Raw genomic sequence first — 21,298 nt, forward strand, 5'->3', positions numbered from 1 at the left:
AAGGGCACAACGCCACGACGCGGTGATTCCGGTCGAAGTCGACGTTATGCCCGGATGGGAGATGCCCGGGCCGTTATCGGCCACGGAACGTGGCGCGCCCGGACGGAGAGGATCGGCGAACGCACGGTCGACCCGGCCGCTGTCGCGTGCCGGGCGGCAGCCGGGGGCTTCACTGCCCCCCTGGCGTATCGCGCTGATCACGGCAAAAGCCTATCGCCCCCGACCCCCGAACCGTCATGAGCCGTATGCGTACAAAAGAGCGAGGGAAGTTTGACGATATGGACAGCGACACGTGTCGTCTTGGCAAACCACCCCGCCGGAGGGGGCGGGTGCGCGAGCATGGGCACAGCACGGCAGACCGACCATCTGTGATCTGGGAGAGCCATGGCGAAGATCCTGATCGTGACCGGGGACGCGGCGGAGTCGCTGGAGGTGATGTACCCCTACCAGCGGCTTCTGGAGGAGGGTTACGAGGTCGACATCGCGGCCCCGGCGCGCAAGACGCTCCGCTTCGTCGTCCACGACTTCGAGCCGGGCTACGACACGTACACGGAGAAGCCGGGCTACACCTGGCCCGCCGACCTCGCCTTCTCGGAGGTCGACCCGGGCGCCTACCTGGCGGTGGTGATCCCGGGCGGCCGCGCGCCGGAGTACCTGCGCAACGACCCGGAACTCCGCAAGATCCTCAAGGCCTTCTTCGACGCCGACAAGCCGGTGGCCCAGATCTGCCACGGCCCGCTCCTCACGGCGGCCATCGGCAGCCTCGAAGGCCGCCGCGTCACCGCCTACCCGGCCCTGGAACTCGACATGCAGGCCGCCGGCGCCACCTTCCAGGACAGCGCCGCCGTCGTCGACGGCCTCCTCGTCTCCTCCCGCGCCTGGCCCGACCACCCCACCTGGATGCGCGAATTCCTGAACGTCCTCCGCGCGAAGGGCTGACGCCGGTCGTGGGCAGGCGTTCCGCAGGGGCGGAACCGGTGGGCACAACCCACCCACCGGGCCGCACCCGGCCGGACCCCGCCTGCCCACCACCGTGCAGACGCCGCTAGACCAGCTCCTCCGCGACGGCGACGGCCTCCTCCAGCGAGTCCACCACCGGCACACCGACCCGCGAGAGCGACGCCCGGCTGTGCGAGCCCCCGGTATAAAGCACGGCCCGCGCCCCCACGTGCGCCGCCGCCACCGCGTCATCCGCGGCGTCACCGATGACGACGACCCGCTCGGCCGGGACGCCCAGCGCGGCCAGGTGCCGCACCATGTGCCCGGACTTCCCGTCCGTCGACGCGTCGACGCGCCCGTCCATGCGGACGAACCGCTCGGCGATCCCGTACCGCCGCACGAGCGGTATCAGGTCGGCGTGCGGCGCGAGCGACAGCAGCGACTGCGTGAGCCCGGACTCCTGCCGCGCCGCGAGCAGCTCCGCCGCCCCGGCGGTGAGCCCGCAGGACTCGGCCCGCTGCCAGTAGTGCCGGTGGAAGGCCCCGTCCATGACGGTCCACTCCTCGTCCGTGGGCAGTCGCCCCATGATCCGCTCGTAGAACTTCGGCACCGGCACCGTGTACAGCTCGCGGTACCGCTCCAGCGTGATCGTTTCGAGTCCGAGCTCGGTGAAGGCCGCGTTCGTCGCGCCGATCACCGCGCCGATGTCGTCGAGCAGCGTGCCGTTCCAGTCCCAGACCAGGTGTTTTCCGTGCTTCCCCATGGGGAGACGGTACCGGGCGGGTCAGCCGAGCAGGGAGGGGATCTCCTGCACGCCGAACCACAGCAGCTCGTGGTCCTCGGCCCCGTCCACCACGAACTGGGCGTCGTCGTCGCCCTGGTCCGCCGCGCCGAGCGCGCCCGCCGCCGCCGCGACGTCCGCCTCGGCGTCGTCCGCGTCGGCGTGCACGGCCGCTGCCTTGGCCAGCGGTACGGCTCCGGCGATGCGGACCTCGCCGATGGAAGCGGCGTCGAGCCCCCGGGCGGGGTCGACGGTCGCGTCCTTGTCGGCCACGTCGACGGCGACGACGATCCGGCGCCTGGGCGCCTCGGGGTCGCCGGCGAGGAGCCGCAGGGAGGCGGACGCGGCCCGGTTGAGCGCCGCGTACTCCAGTTCCTCGATGTCGTCGGAGACGTACCACTCTCGCAGCGCGGGGGTGACGGCGTAGGCGGTCAGCGGACCGGGGCCCAGCTCGCCCGCCTTGTGCGCCTGTGCGAGACCGGGGAGGGTCAGGGGGACGTAGACGCGCATGGCAGGCCGCTTTCGTAGACGGAGAGGCCCTCAGGATACGTGCGGAGTCCCCCTTCGGGGCGGCGGGCCGGACCGGCCGTCCGTCCACCGCGAAAGGCCGCCCTCGGAACCGCCGGAGACCCGTTTTTCCACCGCGTCACCCTGATAGGTGATCCGTTTTCGGGACCGCCCCGCCCCGGCCGCCTCCTTGCGGAGCCCCCGACTCCCCCCGTACAAGATCCTCAACGAAAGTTACCGACTGGTACCGATCGATTACGCAGCGCCAGGTGCACGAGAACAGGGGCCCGCCATGAACACCACGCTCACCACCACCCCCTCCCCGCTCCCCCGCCCCCGCACGGCCCCCGGCATGCCCGGCGGCCCCGCCGGCACGCGCCCGCGCGGCTCCGCCGGAGCCCGCCCCCGGGGCCCCGCCGGCACCCGCCCCCGCACCCCGGCCCAGGGCGGCCGCGCCCGCACGCTCCCCCCGCACACCGTCTTCGCCGAGCGCCTGCTCGCCGTGCTCAGCGGGGAGCGGCCCGTCCACTGGATGCTCGGCCACACCGTCGGCGACGCGTACGAGCAGCTCGTCCGGCTCGCCCCGGAGACGCCCCTGCGCTCCTTCGGCCCCCGCCCGGTCCTGCGCGGCTGCGCGATCCAGGTGCACGAGCCGCAGACCGCGATCGAGGCCTTCGCGACCATCGCGACGGGCGTCCGCGTACGGGCCATGGCGTTCCGCCTGGAGCGCGGCGAGGACCAGCGCTGGCGCTGCGCGGCCGTGGAGCTGGACGGCCTCGGCGCCGCCTCCCGCCGCCCATGACGAAGGGGCCGGCCGCCCTCCCGGGCGACCGACCCCTTCCGCACACTCAGAACGTCACTTCTTGCGGCGACGCCCGCCGCCCGCGTTCTTCTGCGCCTTGCGCCGCTCCGCGCGGGTCAGCCCGTCGCCGGAGTCCAGGTCGTCGGAGGCGAAGTCGCCCTCGACGACACCGCCGTCCCCGTCCACGGTCGGCGCGGAGAAGTGCAGCCGGTCCGGCCGCTGCGGGGCGTCGAGCCCCTTGGCGCGGATCTCCGGACGCCCGGCACCCGCCGGCACCGCGTCCTCCTTGTCCAGCGACGGCGCGGACGCCTGCACCGGGACCTCCTCGACCTGCTGCTCGACCTGGACCTCCAGGTTGAACAGGTAGCCGACGGACTCCTCCTTGATGCCCTCCATCATGGCGGTGAACATGTCGAAGCCCTCGCGCTGGTACTCGACCAGCGGGTCCTTCTGCGCCATGGCGCGCAGGCCGATGCCCTCCTGGAGGTAGTCCATCTCGTAGAGGTGCTCGCGCCACTTGCGGTCGAGGACGGAGAGGACCACGCGCCGCTCCAGCTCGCGCATGATGTCCGAGCCGAGCTGCTTCTCGCGCGCGTCGTACTGCTCGTGGATGTCGTCCTTGATGGACTCGGCGATGAACTCGGCGGTGATGCCCGCCCGGTCACCGGCCGCGTCCTCCAGCTCCTCCACGGTGACCTTCACCGGGTAGAGCTGCTTGAACGCGTTCCACAGGCGGTCGAGGTCCCACTCCTCCGCGAAGCCCTCGGCGGTCTCCTGGCGGATGTAGTCGTCGATCGTGTCGTCCATGAAGTGGCGCACCTGCTCGTGCAGGTCCTCGCCCTCCAGGACGCGGCGGCGCTCGCCGTAGATGACCTCGCGCTGCCGGTTGAGGACCTCGTCGTACTTCAGGACGTTCTTACGGGTCTCGAAGTTCTGGGTCTCGACCTGGGACTGGGCGGAGGCGATGGCGCGGGTGACCATCTTGTTCTCGATCGGCACGTCGTCCGGCACGTTGGCCATGGCCATCACGCGCTCGACCATCTGCGCCTTGAACAGGCGCATCAGGTCGTCGCCGAGCGAGAGGTAGAAGCGGGACTCGCCGGGGTCGCCCTGACGGCCGGAACGACCGCGCAGCTGGTTGTCGATGCGGCGCGACTCATGGCGCTCGGTGCCGAGGACGTACAGCCCGCCGAGCTCCTTGACCTCCTCGAACTCCGCCTTCACGGCCTTCTCGGCACGCTCCAGGGCGCCGGGCAGCGCCGCGGCCCACTCCTCGACGTGCTCGACCGGGTCCAGGCCCGCCTGGCGCAGCTCGGCCTCGGCGAGGTCGTCCGGGTTGCCGCCGAGCTTGATGTCCGTACCGCGACCGGCCATGTTCGTGGCGACGGTGACGGCGCCGCGGCGACCGGCCTGGGCGACGATCGAGGCCTCGCGCTCGTGGTGCTTGGCGTTGAGGACCTCGTGCGGGATGCCGCGCTTGGCGAGCTGCTGCGAGAGGTACTCGGACTTCTCGACGGAGGTCGTGCCGACGAGGACCGGCTGGCCCTTCTCGTGCTTCTCCGCGATGTCGTCGACGACGGCGGCGAACTTGGCGACCTCGGTCCGGTAGATCAGGTCGGACTGGTCCTTGCGCTGCATCGGCTTGTTCGTCGGGATCGGGACGACGCCGAGCTTGTAGATCTGGTGGAACTCGGCGGCCTCGGTCATGGCCGTACCGGTCATGCCGGAGAGCTTGTCGTAGAGGCGGAAGAAGTTCTGGAGGGTGATCGTGGCGAGGGTCTGGTTCTCGTCCTTGATCTGCACCCCTTCCTTCGCCTCGATCGCCTGGTGCATGCCCTCGTTGTAGCGGCGGCCGGCGAGGATGCGGCCGGTGTGCTCGTCGACGATCATGACTTCGCCGTCCATGACGACGTAGTCCTTGTCCTTCTTGAACAGTTCCTTCGCCTTGATGGCGTTGTTCAGGTAGCCGACGAGCGGGGTGTTCACCGACTCGTAGAGGTTGTCGATGCCGAGCCAGTCCTCGACCTTGGCGACGCCCGCCTCGTGGATGGCGACGGTGCGCTTCTTCTCGTCGACCTCGTAGTCGCCGGTCTCCTCGATGCCCTTGAGCGGGTTGCCGGGCTCGCCCTTGCTCAGCCGGGTGACGAGCTTCGCGAAGTCGCCGTACCACTTGGTCGCCTGGTCGGCCGGGCCGGAGATGATCAGCGGCGTACGGGCCTCGTCGACGAGGATGGAGTCGACCTCGTCGACGCAGGCGTAGTTGTGGCCGCGCTGGACGAGCTCGTCCTGCGACCAGGCCATGTTGTCGCGGAGGTAGTCGAAGCCGAACTCGTTGTTCGTGCCGTACGTGATGTCGCAGGCGTACTGCTCGCGGCGCTGGGCCGGCGTCATGTTGGCCAGGATGCAGCCGACGCTCAGACCGAGGAACTTGTGCACCCGGCCCATGAGCTCGGAGTCGCGCTCGGCCAGGTAGTCGTTGACCGTGATCAGGTGCACGCCCTTGCCGGAGAGCGCGTTCAGGTACGCCGGGAGCGTGCCGACGAGGGTCTTGCCCTCACCGGTCTTCATCTCCGCGACATGGCCGAGGTGCAGGGCGGCGCCGCCCATCAGCTGGACGTCGTAGTGGCGCTGGCCGAGGACGCGCTTGGCCGCCTCGCGGACGGTCGCGAAGGCCTCCGGCATCAGGTCGTCGAGGCTCTCGCCGTCGGCGTACCGCTGCTTGTACTCCTCGGTGAGCGCCCGCAGGTCGGCGTCGGAGAGGTTGACGAAGTCCTCTTCGATGGAGTTGACCTGGTCCGCGATGCGGTGCAGTTTGCGCAGGATCTTGCCTTCGCCTGCACGCATGAGCTTGTTGAAGACGGACACTGAGGCTGGTCTCCTTGCCGGTCGGGCCTGGCACTGGGTCTTGTGATGGACGCGAGCGCGGGCACGGCAGGTGGTCCCCACCGCAACGGCCATCGTAAGCGAGACAGCCCTTGCGCAGGGAGGCCCGCAGTACCGGAGCCGTACGTCCGCCCGTATGGAGAACGCACGAGGTGGGCGGAAGGTGCCGCCCCATCCGAAAAGTGTTCGCTTCCGGTGGGCCGGGTCAGCACAATCCCGGCATGGATCCCATCATCCTCACCACCGACCGACTGCGTCTGCGGAGCTTCGTCCCCGAGGACGTCGACAGGGTGTACGACATCTGCCAGGACCCCGACATCCGCCGCTGGACGACCGTCCCCGACCCCTACCGGCGTGAGGATGCCGAGTTCTTCACGCAGCGGCTGGTCCCGGACGGCTGGCGGGAGGACACCGAGTACACCTTCGCCGCCGAACCCGTGGAGGGCGGCCCGCTGCTCGCCGCGGCCAGCCTGATGAGCCGCGGCCAGGGCGTCTGGGAGGTCGGCTTCTGGCTGGCGAAGGAGCAGCGCGGCTCCGGCCACATGACGGAGATCGTCCGGGCGCTCGCCCACTGGGCCTTCACCGGCCTCGGCTGCACCCGCCTGATCTGGCGCGCCGAGGTCGGCAACGCCGGCTCGCGCGCGGTGGCCGAACGGGTCGGCTTCGTCGTCGAGGGCGTGCAGCGCGCCGGCCTCCCCAACAAGGGCACGCTCCGGGACGCCTGGATCGCCTCCCTGCTCCCCTCCGACTTCGGCCTGCCGAGCCCCCTGCCGTACCTCCCGGCACCCCGCTGAGGGGGGTCTGTCAGTGCCGGGGCCTAGGGTGCGGTCCATGACGACTGCGCCGCGCCCCGCCGCCGAACTGTCCGCCGACGAAGCCCGCAGGATCGCCCTGCGCGCCCAGGGGTTCCTGGGTGCGCCGGACCGCAGGGCCGGGGTGCGCGGGGTCCTCCGGTCGCTCGGCCAGGTCCAGCTGGACACCATCTCGGTCCTGGCCCGCTCACACGAGCTCATCCCGTACGCGCGCCTGGGCGCGGTGGGACGCCCGACGGTGGAGAAGGCGTACTGGTCGGAGGCGCACGCCTTCGAGTACTGGTCGCATGCCGCCTGCGTCCTGCCCGTCGAGGAGTGGCCGCACTTCGCCTTCCGCCGCCGCGCCTACCGCGACCGCCCGCACTGGGGCCACGAGCTGTCGCCCGGGGCGTACGACAAGGTGATCGCCCAGCTCCGGGACCAGGGCCCGCTGACGGCGACCGAGCTGGGCGGCGCGAAGAACAAGGGCGAGTGGTGGGACTGGTCGGACAGCAAGATCGCCGTCGAGCGGGCCCTGATGTACGGCGAGGTCGTCGTGACGGAGCGGCGCGGCTGGAAGCGGGTGTACGACCTGGCCGAGCGGGCGATCCCGCGGGCACTGCTCCATGACGACCTGGACGACACCGAGTGCGTGCGGCGCCTGGTGCGCCAGGCGGGCGAGGCGCTCGGCGTGGGCACGCGCGCGGACATCGCCGACTACCACCGGATCAAGGCGGAGCAGTTCGACGCGGTGGTGGAGGCCTCGGGTCTGGTGCCGGTGACGGTGGCGGGCTGGGGGAAGCCCGCCTGGGCGGACCCGGCGGCGCTGGCGACCGAGCCGCGCGGCCGGCACCGCACGACGCTGCTCTCCCCCTTCGACTCGCTGATCTGGGAGCGGCCCCGCACGGAGCGGATCTTCGGCTTCACCCACCGCCTGGAGGCGTACGTGCCGAAGCAGAAGCGGATCCACGGCTACTTCGCGATGCCGGTGCTCGCCGGCGGTCGCCTGGTGGGCCGGGTCGACCCGGCCCGGGAGGGCTCGACCCTGGTGGCCAAGCAGGTCTCGCTGGACGGCCCCAAGGCCGTACCGGCGGTGGCGAAGGCCCTGCGCGAGGCCGCCGAGTGGGTGGGCTGCGACGCCGTGACCGTGGAGCGGGTGAACCACCCGGAGCTGGTCCCCGCCCTGCTCAAGGCCCTCGCCTGAGGGTCAGCGGATCTCGAGGATCTTCTCGCGCATCGCACTGCATCCCCCGGGGGACGACCCCCGGACCCCCAGCAGGGGCGTCCCGGGGCGGAGCCTCAGCGGATCTCGAGGATCTTCTCGCGCATCGCGTAGACCACGGCCTCCATCCGGGAGTGCAGCTGCAGCTTCTCCAGGATGTTCCGGACGTGGTTCTTCACCGTGTTCTCGGAGATGAACAGCTCCTTGGCGATGTCCCGGTTGTTCATCCCGGTCGCGACGAGCTTGAGGACCTCCAGCTCGCGGTCGGTCAGCCGGGGCGCGGGCACGAGCCGGCGCTCGTCGGTGCGCTGGATCATCGACTTGAACTCGGTGAGCAGCTTCGACGCCATCGAAGGGCTGATCTGCGACTGCCCGTCCGCGACCGCGCGGATCGCGGTGGCGACCTCGTCGGTGGAGATCTCCTTGAGGAGGTAGCCGGTGGCCCCCGCCTTGATCGCGTCGTAGAGGTCGGCCTCCTCGTCGCTGATCGTCAGCATGATGATCTTCGCGCTGGGGGCCACCTCCTTGATGGAGGTGCATGCCTCGATGCCGCCGCGCCGGGGCATCCGCACGTCCATCAGGACGATGTCGGGCAGCAGGTCGGCGGCCTTGTCGACGGCCTCGGCGCCGTCACCGGCCTCGCCGACGACCTGGATGTCCTCCTCCTGCGCGAGGACGATCTCGAGTCCGCGGCGGAAGAGGGCATGGTCGTCCACGACGAGGACCCGGATCGGCTCTTTGCGGAATACAGCGCTGTCCGAATCCGATCCCTCCGGGATCGGACCACCGTGCTCGCGCCCGCTGAGCACCGGCCCGAAGCTGTCCGCCATCGTTCCTCCCCCTGAAGGCCGTGGCCTGAATTCGTTTCCGGTCCTCCAACCCGTACGCGATCGGCACCGGTTGGCGTGCACGCCATGATTTCATGCCCCGGCGGCGACGGGGCGATCCGCGGACGCACAGGGGTGCCCCTGGGGGGCGCGCGGTGCGCTCCAGGGGCACCCGGAGGGACTCCCAAGGTCCCGGAGTCGGTACGGGGCGACGGTCAGCCGCCGAGCGCACCGCCCGCGCCGCCGAGGTCCTCACCCGCGAGCGGGTCGCTCTCCAGGTGGATGACGCCGTAGTCGTAGGCATGCCGCCGGTAGACGACGCTCGGCTGCTTGGTGTCGGAGTCGACGAAGAGATAGAAGTCGTGCCCGACCAGCTCCATCTCGTAGAGCGCCTGATCGAGCGTCATCGGTGCGGCCCGGTGGGTCTTCTCCCGGACCACGAGCGGCCCTTCACCCTCGACCTTGATGGAGCCCATCATCGTGGTGGGCACCTTGTCGGTCTCGTCGACGGCCAGCTGGCCGTCCCCGTTGAGCTTGGCGGCGCCGGGAACCACGTCCCCCACCTCCGCTGCGGACAGCCGGCCGTTGCCACGGCGGGTGTACCGCTTGTCGTGCTGCTTGCGCAGTCGCGCCTCGAGCTTGCCGTGGGCGAGGTCGAGCGCTGCGTACGGGTCGCCTGCCGCAGCTTCCGCCCGGATCACCGGGCCTCGGGAATGGACGGTGATCTCCACGCGGTCGGACCGGTCGGCCTGCCGCGGGTTGGTCTCCTTGGACACCTCGACGTCGAGGCTGATCACCTTGCCGTCGAGCTTCTGGATCTTCTCCAGGTTCAGCTTCTCGGCCACGTGCTTGCGGAACCGCTCGGGCACCTCGGTCTTGCGGCCCTTGACGACGATGTCCACGCAGAACTCCGTTCCCGGATCGCCCTGATCGGCTCCTTGGCCGCAGGGCATCTCCCTTTGCACCAGCTCCGGTGGTCTCACCGGAGCTCGGACTTGGCGACTCGCCCTCTTCCTCCCCAGTCGACAAGATCTCCACCCCATCGACAAGAGGTTAATTCGCCCTGAACTCCTGTCCTGTAGGCGCAACCATGTATTCGGCGAGGTGATGGCATTCGCCATTCCTCACAACCGAACATAGCCCCTTCGGACGGGTGTCGGCACCCGCTACCGCGACATACCTCCGTACGGGTGCTTTCACCTCTCACCACCTGCAACGATCCAAGTTTCCGGCGAGTTCCGGTTTATTTCGAACGAAGCGGGAGAGGATGCGATCACAGCCGCCGCCCGCTGTTCGATTTCGCGCTGCGCCGAACCGGCCGGTAAGCCGTGCGGTATTCCAGGAATGAACGGAAGGTGTACGGCTCCGAGGGCGCGCGCCGCCTCCGCGAGCGAGGCGCCCGTGGTCATCAGGTCGTCCACGAGAACCACCCTTCCCGCCGTCAGCAGCCGCGCGCCGCCCGGCACGACCTCCAGCGCCCCCGCCAGGTTCGCGAGGCGTCCGCGTGCCCCGAGCCCCGCCTGATCGGCCACGTACCGCCGCTGCCGCAGCACGGGCACGACCCGCGCCGGCCTTCCCGCGCGCCGCAGCCGGGCCGCCGCGGCCAGCGCGATCCGCCGCGTCGGATCATGGCCACGCGCCCGTACGGACCGCCGCGAGGACGGCACCGGTACGAGGAGCAGCGGTCCGCCCGCGGGCCCCTCCCCGGGCCCGGCAGCGGCCTCCACGGCCCCGGCGAGCGCTCCGCCCAGAGGCCCGGCGAGCGCGAGCGCCCCACGCTCCTTGTGGGCGAGGAGCAGTTCCCGTACGGCGTCCGCATAGGGCGCGGCGGCATGGACGACGGGCAGCCCGGCGGGCTCGGGCGCGGGCCGCACCCTACGCGGCCCCGCCCCCGCGAGCGCGTCCGCACAGCCCGCGCACAACTCCGTCCGCGGTCTGCCGCAGCCTCCGCAGGCGACCGGCAGCACCAACCCGGCGATCTCGCGCCACCACCCCCGCATGGCTCCACTGTGCGCCTCCGAGGGCCCCCCGGCCACCCCTGTGGAAAACCCACGGGGGACCCCGAAGTACGTCAGGTGCGCCGCCGCGCCGAGGCCCTAGCCCGGGTAGACCGGCGACAAGCCCTTCTTGGCCATCGGCTGCCAGTTCGTGCCGGGTGCCAGCCGGACAATGCCGTCGTCGCCGGAGTCCGCCACCACCGGTGCCTCGTCGGTGTGCGGCGCGGCCACCGAGGTGACCCCGTTGAGGCCGGGGAGCACCGAGGTCGTGGAGGTCGAGCCGTCGGTCTGGAGGTAGCGGATCTGCTGGACGCCGCCGGCCTCCTTGCCGACCACGACGAGCCGGCTCGGCCCCGCCCAGGAGACGGCCGTGACCGACTCCATCCGGGCCGCGGCGGGCTGGAGGTCCAGGACGGAGACGGTCTGCTCCTCGTCCGTCGTCTGCCGCTGGATCCGGCCGATCTGGAGGGTGGTGCGCTCGCCCCGCTTGACCACCAGGGCGATCCGCACACCGTCGGCGGAGACCCGCAGGGACTCGATGCGGGTGTCGTCCTCCAGCCACGGCGTGCGGACCTTGACGGGGTGGCCGGTGCCGCCCGGCACCATCCACAGCTGGGGTGCGTGCGGGTCGCGGTCGGCGACCCACAGATCGCCCCGGCCGTCCCAACTGGGCGCGGACAGCCGGTCGTCGGGCCGGGCGGCCTTACTGGTCAGGACCGCCGGCTGCGGGTCCTGCTCGGTGGTGATGGAGGAGACGAGCAGCTCGCGGCCGGTCTGCGAGACCCCGGCGGCCCGGGTCTCGCCCCGGTCGACGGCGACCGAGCTGAGCGGCACGGTGCCCTTGCCGAACGGCCCGGGCACCTCCAGCGGCTCGTTCGCCTCCTTGCCGCCGACCAGCAGCATCATCAGCTTCCCGTGCCCGTCGACGAAGTACGGGTGCTCCTCGCGGCCGGTGCCCCGCACCGCCGCGAACTCGGCCGCCTGCCCCTTGCCCAGCCGGCACAGCGACTGCCCTGTCGAGCCCAGGAGCTCCACCTGCTCGACCCGCACGGAGGTCAGGTCGCCCAGCGTGAACAGCAGCTGCGCCGCCATCCGCCGGCACGCCTCGCCGTCGGCCCGGTCCGCCTTGTCGTTGAGCGGCACCCGCAGCGTGGACTGGTCGTCCGTGGCCAGCGTGGTGACGCCGCTCTTCAGCGCCGTACCGGAGGGGAACCGCGAGTCGACGGCCGGCTTCAGCCAGTTCGTCGGGCCTTCGAGGAGCGCCTTGACCGTCTGCGTCACCGGATCCATGCGGGTGACCGGGTCCTGCCGCTGCCGGATGTAGACGGGGTCGGCGACGACCCAGTTCTCCCCGGAGGCGAAGTAGTACTTGTTGACCGACCGGTAGTTGCGGAGGAAGTCGGCCTCGCCCAGCAGCAGGCCGGGCGGGAGGCTGTCGATGCGCCACTCCCTGCCCTTGCCGTTCGCCGAGGTCTGCTGCACGACGTGGATCGACTGCAGGTACTCGGCGGGACTGACCGGCTGGTAGGCGTGGCGGGCGTCCACGGTCGCGATCCTGCGGCCGGAGAGCGGGTAGGCGCGCCCCTGGTTGTCGGGGTCGGCGTTGCGATCGGTCGGCTGGCGGTTGGGCGCGGTGGTGAGCACGGTGATGCTCTGCTCCGGCTTCCAGCTCTGCGCGGCCTTCTTCGTGAGGTACTTGCGGGCGGTGGCGAAGCCGGGGTCGTCACTGGTCATGGCTTCGAGGAAGCCGTCGACGATCTCGTCGGGATCGGCGTTCTCGCGGGGGGCGACGGCGTAGACCCGCACCTGCGAGTCGCCGGTGCCGACCCCCTTCACCGGCGACACGTCCCCGCTGTCGGGCATCGTCGCGCACCCGGTCACCAGGAGCCCGCCGCACGCGGCGAGGACCACCGCGCGTGTACTGCGTCCCCGCCCCGCGTGCTCCGCTCGGGAGTCAGCGCCCACGTGTCCCGTCCTCCCGTTCCAGGTTCCCGTTCGCACCGGCCGTCGCCGTGCCCGCCCCGCCGCCGTCGCCGTCCGTCGCCGCCCGCGCCACGACCCGGGCGCCGCTGCCGGGCAGCGCCGTCGGATCGACGGTCGCCCGCGGCGGCGCGGGCAGCCTCGGCGGTACGGGGAGCGCCGGCCGGTCCCCGGCGTGCTGCGCCGGCACCGCCGCCAGGCGGGCGTTCTCCTGGGCGCGCCCGGCGGCCGCCTGCTCGCGGTTGCGGCGGGAGTCCTCGGGCTCCAGCGGGATCGGGGAGCCCCGCAGCGGCTCGTCCGCGGTGCGCGGCAGGGTGAGCCGGAACTGCGAACCTCCGCCGGGCTCGCCCCAGGCCTGGAGCCAGCCGCCGTGCAGCCGCGCGTCCTCGACGGCGATCGACAGGCCGAGGCCGGTGCCGCCGGTCGTCCGCGCGCGTGCCGGGTCGGCGCGCCAGAAGCGGTTGAAGACCCGGGTCGCCTCGCCCGGCTTCAGGCCCACGCCGTAGTCCCGTACGGCGACGGCGACGGCCCCGCCGGCGGCGGCCAGCTTCACGACCACGTCGCGGCCCTCGCCGTGCTCGACGGCGTTGACGACGAGGTTGCGCAGCACCCGCTCGACCCGGCGGGCGTCCGCCTCGGCCACCACGGGCTGCTGGTCGCCGAGGACCACGATCCGGGTGCCCTTGCGCTCGGCGAGGGGTTCGGCGCCGCCGATGACCCGGCGCACGACCTGGCGCAGGTCTATCGGCTCGGCCTCCAGGGCGGCCGCGCCCGCGTCGAAGCGGCTGATCTCCAGGAGGTCGGAGAGCAGCGACTCGAAGCGGTCGAGCTGGTCGCCGAGGAGTTCGGCGGAGCGGGCGGTGATCGGGTCGAAGTCGGCGCGGGCCTCGTGGATGACGTCGGCGGCCATCCGGACCGTGGTCAGCGGGGTGCGCAGCTCGTGCGAGACGTCGGAGACGAAGCGCCGCTGCAGCCGCGACAGCTCCTCCAGCTGCTGGATCTTCAGCTGGAGGTTGGAGGCCATCTTGTTGAAGGCCTCGCCGAGCCGGGCGATGTCGTCCTCGCCGGTGACCTTCATCCGTTCCTGGAGGCGGCCGGCGGAGAGCCGTTCGGCGATCCCGGCGGCCATCCGCACGGGCGTGACGACCTGGCGCACCATGAGCCAGGCGATGGCGCCGAGCAGGACGACGACGAAGAGCCCGGCGGTCGCCAGGGTCCCCTTGACCAGGGTGAGGGAGTCCTCCTCCTGGGTCAGCGGGAAGAGGTAGTACAGCTCGTACTGGTCGCCGTCGGCGTCGTTCAGCCGCTTGCCGATCACAAGGCCCGGCTCGGACGCCTTGCCGCTGGTGTAGTGGATGCGCGTGAACTTCTGGAAGGTACCCGTGCCCTGGGCGACGGAGTGCCGCAGTTCCGCTGGGATGCTCGTGGTCGGGTCGACCTCGCCGGAGGCGCGGGCGCCGCGGCTCGCGGTGTCACCGGTGTCGAGGGAGAGCGCGACCACGTTGAACGCGCTCTGGCCGCCGCTGGCGAGCTGCTCGACCAGGGTGGAGCGCCAGTTCACGGAGGCGCCGGTGCGCCCGCCGTCCTGCTGTCCGGGCGCCGAGGGGGTGGTCGCCGCCCGGTCCTGGGCGGCGGAGAACCCTCCGGCGGCCTGGCTCTGGGCGGCCCTCTCCTTGGCTTCGAGCAGGCCGTTGCGGACCTGCCCGATGACGACGATGCCGAGCAGCAGCACCACTCCGAGGGACATGAGCAGGGTGCCCACGACGATCCGCAGCTGGATGTTCCGCCGCCACAGCCGCACTGCGGGCAGCAGCGGTCGGCGGACCCAGCGGGCGAAGAGCCGCAGGACCGCTCTGCTGCGGAGCAGACGGCCGAATCGCGAGCCCCCCCGCCCCGGTCCGGCAGTCCGCCCCGTACGGACTCCCGGATCCCCGGGCTTCGGAGCAGCGCTGCCCGCACTCATGTCAGCTCGGTCCCGCCTTGTAACCGACACCGCGGACGGTCACCACGATCTCCGGACGCTCGGGGTCCTTCTCGACCTTCGAGCGCAGCCGCTGGACGTGCACGTTCACCAGCCGGGTGTCGGCGGCGTGCCGGTAGCCCCAGACCTGCTCCAGGAGCACCTCACGCGTGAACACCTGCCACGGCTTGCGCGCCAGCGCGACCAGGAGGTCGAACTCCAGCGGGGTCAGCGCGATGGACTGACCGTCCCGCTTCACGGAGTGCCCGGCCACGTCGATGACCAGGTCGCCGATCGTGAGCTGCTCGGGAGCCGGCTCCTCGGACCTCCGCAGCCGCGCCCGGATACGGGCGACGAGCTCCTTCGGCTTGAACGGCTTCACGATGTAGTCGTCGGCACCGGACTCCAGACCCACGACCACGTCGACGGTGTCGCTCTTGGCCGTGAGCATCACGATCGGCACGCCGGACTCCGCCCGGATGAGCCGGCACACCTCGATGCCGTCCCTTCCGGGCAGCATCAGGTCCAGCAGCACCAGGTCGGGCTTGGCCTCTCTGAAGGCGGCCAGCGCCTTGTCTCCGTCCGCGACGAACGACGGCTCGAACCCTTCACCCCGCAGCACGATGCCGAGCATCTCGGCCAGTGCGGTGTCGTCGTCGACGACAAGAACGCGTCCCTTCATATCGACATCATCCCATTAGCCAATCGTTACCTGCCGTGACCTGCCCCACAGCGCCTCCCCCTGCCCGGGCCCCGCGCTCATGACGGACGGCCCGCTCGGCCCGGCGGCGCACGGGTTCGCGCGGCCTGATCGGGCATCCGCACAGTGTGCCGTCTGTCGCTCGCACATTGAAGGTCCGGACAAAGGTACGAAGGAGATCCGGGCCCAGGCCCACGGGCGGGCCCCGCGTGGCACGATGGCACCCGGCCCGCCGCCGTGTCAGGTGTCGGCCGCCGTGACCGAGCCGGTTCGCCGATCCGGCACCGCGACCATTCATCCGAGGTGGACGACCGTGAACGACACTCCGGGCTGGACCTCGCCCGGATCCGCTCCCTCCGACGGCCAGGACGGCTCGGGGGTTCCCGCGCCCTCTGCCGCGGCCGACGCGAACGGCTCCTCCGCCCAGTGGTCCAAGGACCAGCCGCCCGCCGGCCAGTGGTCCCCGCCCACCGACCGGACGCCGCCCCCCGGCCCCGGCCCGAACTGGGGGACCCCTCCGCCGAACGCCCACTGGGGCAGGCCTCCGGCCGCCCAGCCCGGCGTGATCCCGCTGCGCCCGCTGGGCATGGGCGAGATCCTCGACGGCGCGGCGAAGACCCTCCGCACCTACTGGCGCACGGTCCTCGCCATCTCGGTCACGGTCGCGGTGATCTCCCAGGTCTGCAACATCCTGGCCCAGCGGTACCTCGTGCCGGCGGCCCCGGCGGCCAACCCGGACGCCACGCCCGCCGAGCAGCTGGAACAGTCCCTCGACTCGATGCAGTCCTCCCTCGCCGGCATGGGCCCGAGCCTCCTCGTGATGGTCATGGCCTCGCTCGTGAGCGCCGCCCTGCTGACCGTCGTCATCAGCCGCGCGGTCCTCGGCCGCCCGGTCTCGCTGGGCTCCGCCTGGCAGGAGGCCCGCCCGCGCCTGCTCAGACTGCTCGGCCTCACCCTGCTGATCTCGGCGGCGATCGTCGCCGTCGTGGCCGTCGGCCTGCTCCCCGGGCTCCTGATCGGCGGTGGCGCGGGCATGGCCCTCACCCTGATCGGCGGTCTCGGCGCCATCGTGGCCGTCGTCTGGCTGCTGATCCGCTTCAGCCTGTCCTCCCCCGCCCTGATGCTGGAGCGCCAGGGCGTCGTCCAGTCGCTGAAGCGCTCGGCGAAGCTGGTGCGGGGCTCGTGGTGGCGGGTCTTCGGCATCACCGTGCTGACCTGGCTGCTGCTCTCCCTCTTCGCCATGATCATCGAGATCCCGTTCATGGTCATCGGATTCCTGCTCGACAGCGACGGTTTCTCCGGCCTGCTCTCCGGCACGTCCACCACCTTCGGCTGGCCGTTCCTGATCGTCACGGGCATCGGCGGCGTGATCACCAACGCGATCACCTACCCGATCTCGGCCGGCGTGACCGTCCTCCTCTACGTGGACCAGCGCATCCGCCGCGAAGCCCTGGACCTCGAACTGGCCCGGGCCGCGGGCCTCCCCGGCTACGGCCCCACCCCGGGCACCGACACCGTCGGCGGCTGATGCGGTGACGGTCACGGGGGGAACGGCCGCGGCACTCGCACGGCTGCGCGCCGACGGCGACGTACCGGTGGACATCTCCCGCCTCCCCGCCCGCGAGGCGGCGGAGCGGGAACTGTCCGATCCCCGGTACCACGAGAACGACCCGAACCTCCTCCAGCGCGGCCTCGACCGCTTCTGGGAGTGGCTCGACGACCTCTTCGGCACCGCCTCGGGGGCCACCCCGGGCGGCGTCCTCGGCCTCATCGTCATCGTCCTGGCCGTGGCCGCCCTCGCCGCCGCCCTCTGGTGGCGCCTCGGCACCCCCCACCGGTCGCCCGGCACCACCGGCGACTCCCTCTTCACGGACGGCCCCCGCACCGCCCGCGACCACCGCACGGCCGCCGCCCGCCACGCCTCCGCCGGCCACTGGAACGAGGCCGTCCAGGAACGGATGCGGGCCATCGTCCGCTCCCTCGAAGAGCGCACCCTCCTCGAACCCCGCCCCGGCCGCACCGCCGACGAGGCCGCCGCCGAAGCCGGCCGCTCCCTCCCCTCCCACGCGGACGCCCTGCGCCTCGCGGCCCGCACCTTCGACGACGTCACGTACGGCGGCCGCACCGCCGACGAACCGGCGTACCGCCGCGTCGAGGAACTGGACACCGCCCTGGAGCGGACCCGCCCCACCCTCGACACCGCCTCCACGGGGACGCCCGCATGAGCCGCCCGGCCACCGGCACCACCTCGACCGCCCCCACCGCCCGTCAGGTGTGGACCCGTGCCCGAGGCGCGGCCCTCGTCCTCGCCCTGGTCCTGATCGGCGGCCTCGTCCTCGCGACGGTCCGGTCCACCGACGCCCACGGCACCCTCGACCCGCGCTCCGCCGACCCGAAGGGCAGCCGCGCCGTCGCCGAACTCCTCAAGGACCGCGGCGTCACCGTCACCCTCGCCACCACCCTCGCCGAGGCCACCACGGCCACGAACACCGGAACCACCCTCCTGGTCACCACCCCCGACCTCCTGACGGACACCCAGCAGTCCACGCTCCACGCGGCCGTGAAGAGCTCCACCGGTCGCACGGTCCTCATCGGCGCCGGCCACGCCTCCCTCGGCATCCTGGTCCCGGGCGTCACCAGCGCCCCCAGCACCCCGGTGAGGGAACGCACCCCCGCCTGCACCCTGGAGGCCGCCACCCGCGCCGGCAGCGCCGACCTCGGCGGCGAACGCTACGAGATCTCCCCCGGCACCACCGCCGAAGCCTGCTACGCCTCCGACGGCCTGCCGACCCTCGTCCGGCTCCCCGCCTCCGGCACCACCGGCGACACCGTCCTACTCGGCTCGCCCGACATCCTCTACAACTCCCGCCTCGACCAACGGGGCAACGCCTCGCTGGCCCTGCAACTCCTCGGCTCCCAGCCCCATCTCGTCTGGTACCTCCCCTCCCTCTCCGACACCACCGACACCCCCGCCGGCGACACCACGGGCAACTTCCTCGCCCTCATCCCCTCCGGCTGGCTGTGGGGCACCCTCCAACTCGCCCTCGCGGCCCTGCTCGCCGCCCTCTGGCGCGGCCGCCGCCTGGGCCCCCTGGTCACCGAGCGCCTCCCCGTCGCCCTCCGCGCCTCCGAGGCCACCGAAGGCCGCGCCCGCCTCTACCGCAAGGCGAACGCCCGCGACCGCGCCGCCTCCGTCCTGCGCACCGCGACCCGCACCCGGGTCGCCCCGCTCCTCGGCGTCCCCGCCCAGGACGCCCACTCCCCCGACCGCCTCCTCCCCGCACTCTCCGCCCGTCTCCCCGAGACCACCGCGGACCCCAGGAACCTCCTCTTCGGCCCGGCTCCCGCCGACGACGCCGCCCTCATCCGCCTGGCGGACCAACTCGACGCCCTCGAAAGAGAGGTACGCACCTCATGAGCGCCCCGACCCCCGAGACCGTCACGGAATCGGACAGCGCCCGCGCCTCCCTGGAGGCCCTGCGCACCGAGATCGCGAAGGCCGTGGTCGGCCAGGACCCCGCCGTCACCGGTCTCGTCGTCGCCCTGCTCTGCCGCGGACACGTCCTCCTCGAAGGCGTCCCGGGAGTCGCCAAGACCCTCCTGGTCCGCTCGCTGGCCGCCGCACTCGAACTCGACACCAAGCGGGTCCAGTTCACCCCCGACCTGATGCCGAGCGACGTCACCGGCTCCCTGGTCTACGACACCCGGACCTCCGAGTTCTCCTTCCAGCCCGGCCCGGTCTTCACCAACCTGCTGCTCGCCGACGAGATCAACCGCACGCCCCCGAAGACCCAGTCCTCCCTCCTGGAGGCGATGGAGGAGCGCCAGGTCACGGTCGACGGCGTCCCGCGTCTCCTCCCGGAGCCGTTCCTCGTCGCCGCGACCCAGAACCCCGTCGAGTACGAGGGCACCTACCCGCTCCCCGAAGCCCAACTGGACCGGTTCCTGCTCAAACTGACGGTCCCTCTGCCCTCACGCGCCGACGAGATCCATGTCCTCACCCGTCACGCCGAGGGCTTCGACCCGCGCGACCTGAAGGCCGCGGGCGTCCGCCCCGTCGCGGGCCCCGCCGAGCTCGAAGCGGCCCGGGCCGCCGTCGCCAAGGTCTCGGTCTCCACCGAGATCGCCGGCTATGTCGTCGATATCTGTCGTGCCACGCGTGAATCCCCCTCGCTCACGCTCGGGGTCTCCCCCCGAGGCGCCACCGCCCTGCTGTCAACCGCCCGCGCCTGGGCCTGGCTCACCGGCCGGGACTACGTCACCCCGGACGATGTGAAGGCCCTCGCTCTCCCCACCCTGCGTCATCGCATCCACCTGCGGCCCGAGGCCGAGATGGAGGGGGTCACCCCCGACTCCGTCATCAACTCGATCCTCGCCCACGTCCCCGTACCCCGCTGAGAACGGCGCCCCATGGCCCTCACCGGACGAACCGCGCTGCTCGCCGCCCTCGGATCGCTCCCCGTCGGCATCCTCGCCCCCAGCTGGGCGGGAATGCTGGCGGTGAACGCGCCCCTCTCCCTCGCAATTCTGTGCGACTACGCCATGGCGGCGCCAGTACGAACGCTCCAATTCACCCGAAGTGGTGATACATCCGTTCGACTCGGTGACGCGGCGGAGGTCCAGCTCACCGTCACGAACCCGTCCCGCCGCCGCCTGCGCGCCCAGCTCCGCGACGCCTGGCCGCCCAGCAGCTGGTTTCCCGGCACCGAACAGGCCTCCTCGCGCCACCCGTTGACCGTCCCCGCCGGCGAGCGCCGCCGCCTGACCACGCGCCTGCGCCCGACCCGCCGCGGCGACCGCAGCGCCGCACGGATCACGGTCCGCTCGTTCGGCCCCCTCGGCCTCGCGGCCCGCCAGGGCCACCACGAGGTCCCCTGGACCGTCCGCGTCCTGCCGCCCTTCACCAGCCGCAAGCACCTGCCGTCACGCCTGGCCCGGCTCCGCGAGCTCGACGGCCGCACCAGCGTGCTCACCCGCGGCGAGGGCACGGAGTTCGACAGCCTCCGCGAGTACGTCCCCGGCGACGACACCCGCTCGATCGACTGGCGGGCCACGGCCCGCCAGAGCACCGTCGCGGTCCGCACCTGGCGCCCCGAGCGCGACCGCCACATCCTGATCGTCCTCGACACCGGCCGCACCTCGGCCGGCCGCGTCGGCGACGTACCCCGCCTGGACGCCTCCATGGACGCGGCTCTCCTCCTCACCGCGCTCGCCTCCCGCGCCGGTGACCGCGTGGACCTCCTGGCCTACGACCGCCGCCTCCGCGCACAGGTCCAGGGCCGTTCCGCCGGGGACGTCCTGCCGGCCGTGGTCAACGCCCTCGCCCCGCTGGAACCCGAGCTGGTGGAGACCGACGCCCGCGGCCTGGCCGCGACGGCTCTCGCACGCGCGCCCCGCCGCTCGCTGATCGTCCTCCTGACCGGTCTCGACGCCGCCCCGATCGAGGAGGGCCTCCTCCCGGTCCTCCCGCAGCTCGCCCAGCGCCACACGGTCCTGGTGGCCTCCGTGGCCGATCCGCATGTCGCGCGCATGGCCGCGGCCCGCGGCACGATCGAGGGCGTCTACGAGGCAGCGGCCGCCACCCAGACCCAGTCCCAGCGCGCCCGCGCCGCGGACCAGCTCCAGCGCCACGGCGTCACGGTCGTCGACGCCACCCCCGACACCCTCGCCCCCGCCCTGGCGGACGCCTACCTCGCCCTGAAGGCAGCCGGCCGTCTCTGAGCATCAGCGGGCCCTCTCCGAACTCCGAAAGGGCTTCCTGGCCGTAAACGCAGAAAAGCCCCGCACCAGATGGTGCGGGGCTTTCCCACAATGATTGTTCGGCGGCGTCCTACTCTCCCACAGGGTCCCCCCTGCAGTACCATCGGCGCTGAAAGGCTTAGCTTCCGGGTTCGGAATGTAACCGGGCG

Annotated in this window: 18 protein-coding genes and 1 rRNA gene; 9 read left to right on the forward strand and 10 right to left on the reverse strand. The window is 72.1% G+C overall.

What is annotated here, in order from left to right; genetic code table 11:
* Positions 1–384 precede the first annotated feature (384 nt).
* Positions 385–939 carry a DJ-1/PfpI family protein gene (locus ACH4TP_RS31110; protein ID WP_389237290.1) on the forward strand — a complete coding sequence of 185 codons (555 nt, stop codon included), beginning with the start codon at positions 385–387 and terminating at the stop codon, positions 937–939.
* 106 nt (positions 940–1,045) lie between these two features.
* Here ACH4TP_RS31110 and ACH4TP_RS31115 read toward each other — a convergent pair whose 3' ends face one another.
* Positions 1,046–1,702, reverse strand: coding sequence for an HAD family hydrolase (locus ACH4TP_RS31115; RefSeq protein ID WP_398439771.1), 657 nt, complete (start codon positions 1,700–1,702; stop codon positions 1,046–1,048).
* Positions 1,703–1,723: 21 nt separating this feature from the next.
* Entirely contained in the window at positions 1,724–2,230 is a 507-nt protein-coding gene (locus ACH4TP_RS31120) for a DUF6912 family protein (protein ID WP_389237286.1), read from the reverse strand.
* Positions 2,231–2,579: 349 nt separating this feature from the next.
* Here ACH4TP_RS31120 and ACH4TP_RS31125 point away from each other — a divergent pair, with 349 nt between their 5' ends.
* Complete coding sequence (locus ACH4TP_RS31125) at positions 2,580–3,029, forward strand: Rv3235 family protein (RefSeq protein ID WP_398439780.1); 450 nt, start codon at positions 2,580–2,582, stop codon at positions 3,027–3,029.
* Between the two features lie 54 nt (positions 3,030–3,083).
* Here ACH4TP_RS31125 and secA read toward each other — a convergent pair whose 3' ends face one another.
* Complete coding sequence (gene secA / locus ACH4TP_RS31130) at positions 3,084–5,894, reverse strand: preprotein translocase subunit SecA (protein ID WP_389237282.1); 2,811 nt, start codon at positions 5,892–5,894, stop codon at positions 3,084–3,086.
* 239 nt (positions 5,895–6,133) lie between these two features.
* Here secA and ACH4TP_RS31135 point away from each other — a divergent pair, with 239 nt between their 5' ends.
* Positions 6,134–6,706 carry a GNAT family N-acetyltransferase gene (locus tag ACH4TP_RS31135; RefSeq protein WP_398439772.1) on the forward strand — a complete coding sequence of 191 codons (573 nt, stop codon included), beginning with the start codon at positions 6,134–6,136 and terminating at the stop codon, positions 6,704–6,706.
* A 37-nt stretch (positions 6,707–6,743) separates the two neighbouring features.
* On the forward strand, positions 6,744–7,907 hold the full coding sequence (locus tag ACH4TP_RS31140) for a winged helix-turn-helix domain-containing protein (RefSeq protein ID WP_398188505.1): 1,164 nt from the start codon (positions 6,744–6,746) through the stop codon (positions 7,905–7,907).
* A 95-nt stretch (positions 7,908–8,002) separates the two neighbouring features.
* Here ACH4TP_RS31140 and ACH4TP_RS31145 read toward each other — a convergent pair whose 3' ends face one another.
* The 6 genes from ACH4TP_RS31145 to mtrA form a co-directional block, all read right to left on the reverse strand.
* On the reverse strand, positions 8,003–8,755 hold the full coding sequence (locus ACH4TP_RS31145) for a response regulator (protein ID WP_398439773.1): 753 nt from the start codon (positions 8,753–8,755) through the stop codon (positions 8,003–8,005).
* Between the two features lie 212 nt (positions 8,756–8,967).
* Positions 8,968–9,654, reverse strand: a complete 687-nt coding sequence (hpf, locus tag ACH4TP_RS31150) for a ribosome hibernation-promoting factor, HPF/YfiA family (protein ID WP_389237276.1) — start codon at positions 9,652–9,654, stop codon at positions 8,968–8,970.
* Positions 9,655–9,948: 294 nt separating this feature from the next.
* Positions 9,949–10,752, reverse strand: a complete 804-nt coding sequence (locus ACH4TP_RS31155; protein ID WP_389237274.1) for a ComF family protein — start codon at positions 10,750–10,752, stop codon at positions 9,949–9,951.
* Positions 10,753–10,848: 96 nt separating this feature from the next.
* The gene (locus tag ACH4TP_RS31160; RefSeq protein ID WP_398188498.1) at positions 10,849–12,612 is read right to left on the reverse strand and encodes an LpqB family beta-propeller domain-containing protein; all 1,764 of its coding nucleotides are present in this window, start codon (positions 12,610–12,612) and stop codon (positions 10,849–10,851) included.
* Positions 12,613–12,703: 91 nt separating this feature from the next.
* Positions 12,704–14,692 (reverse strand): MtrAB system histidine kinase MtrB, encoded by a 1,989-nt coding sequence (gene mtrB / locus ACH4TP_RS31165; protein ID WP_398439774.1) that lies wholly within the window; start codon positions 14,690–14,692, stop codon positions 12,704–12,706.
* 1 nt (position 14,693) lies between these two features.
* Positions 14,694–15,371, reverse strand: coding sequence for a two-component system response regulator MtrA (gene mtrA, locus ACH4TP_RS31170; RefSeq protein ID WP_010356958.1), 678 nt, complete (start codon positions 15,369–15,371; stop codon positions 14,694–14,696).
* Between the two features lie 331 nt (positions 15,372–15,702).
* Between mtrA and ACH4TP_RS31175 the strand changes: the two genes are divergently transcribed.
* Genes ACH4TP_RS31175 through ACH4TP_RS31195 form a run of 5 tightly spaced genes read left to right on the forward strand, consistent with a single transcriptional unit; the run spans position 15,703 to position 21,110 of the window.
* Entirely contained in the window at positions 15,703–16,917 is a 1,215-nt protein-coding gene (locus ACH4TP_RS31175; RefSeq protein ID WP_398188492.1) for a hypothetical protein, read from the forward strand.
* A 4-nt stretch (positions 16,918–16,921) separates the two neighbouring features.
* On the forward strand, positions 16,922–17,614 hold the full coding sequence (locus ACH4TP_RS31180; RefSeq protein WP_398439775.1) for a DUF4129 domain-containing protein: 693 nt from the start codon (positions 16,922–16,924) through the stop codon (positions 17,612–17,614).
* On the forward strand, positions 17,611–18,807 hold the full coding sequence (locus tag ACH4TP_RS31185; protein WP_398439776.1) for a DUF4350 domain-containing protein: 1,197 nt from the start codon (positions 17,611–17,613) through the stop codon (positions 18,805–18,807). The genes ACH4TP_RS31180 and ACH4TP_RS31185 overlap by 4 nt, the downstream gene beginning before the upstream one ends.
* Positions 18,804–19,787 (forward strand): AAA family ATPase, encoded by a 984-nt coding sequence (locus ACH4TP_RS31190; RefSeq protein WP_389237229.1) that lies wholly within the window; start codon positions 18,804–18,806, stop codon positions 19,785–19,787. The genes ACH4TP_RS31185 and ACH4TP_RS31190 overlap by 4 nt, the downstream gene beginning before the upstream one ends.
* Positions 19,788–19,799: 12 nt before the next feature.
* Positions 19,800–21,110 (forward strand): DUF58 domain-containing protein, encoded by a 1,311-nt coding sequence (locus ACH4TP_RS31195; RefSeq protein ID WP_398439777.1) that lies wholly within the window; start codon positions 19,800–19,802, stop codon positions 21,108–21,110.
* Between the two features lie 96 nt (positions 21,111–21,206).
* Here ACH4TP_RS31195 and rrf read toward each other — a convergent pair.
* A 5S ribosomal RNA gene (gene rrf / locus ACH4TP_RS31200) occupies positions 21,207–21,298 on the reverse strand; the annotation flags it as partial.

It is taken from the genome of Streptomyces sp. NPDC021012 (genome assembly GCF_044333355.1).
Lineage (GTDB): Bacteria > Actinomycetota > Actinomycetes > Streptomycetales > Streptomycetaceae > Streptomyces.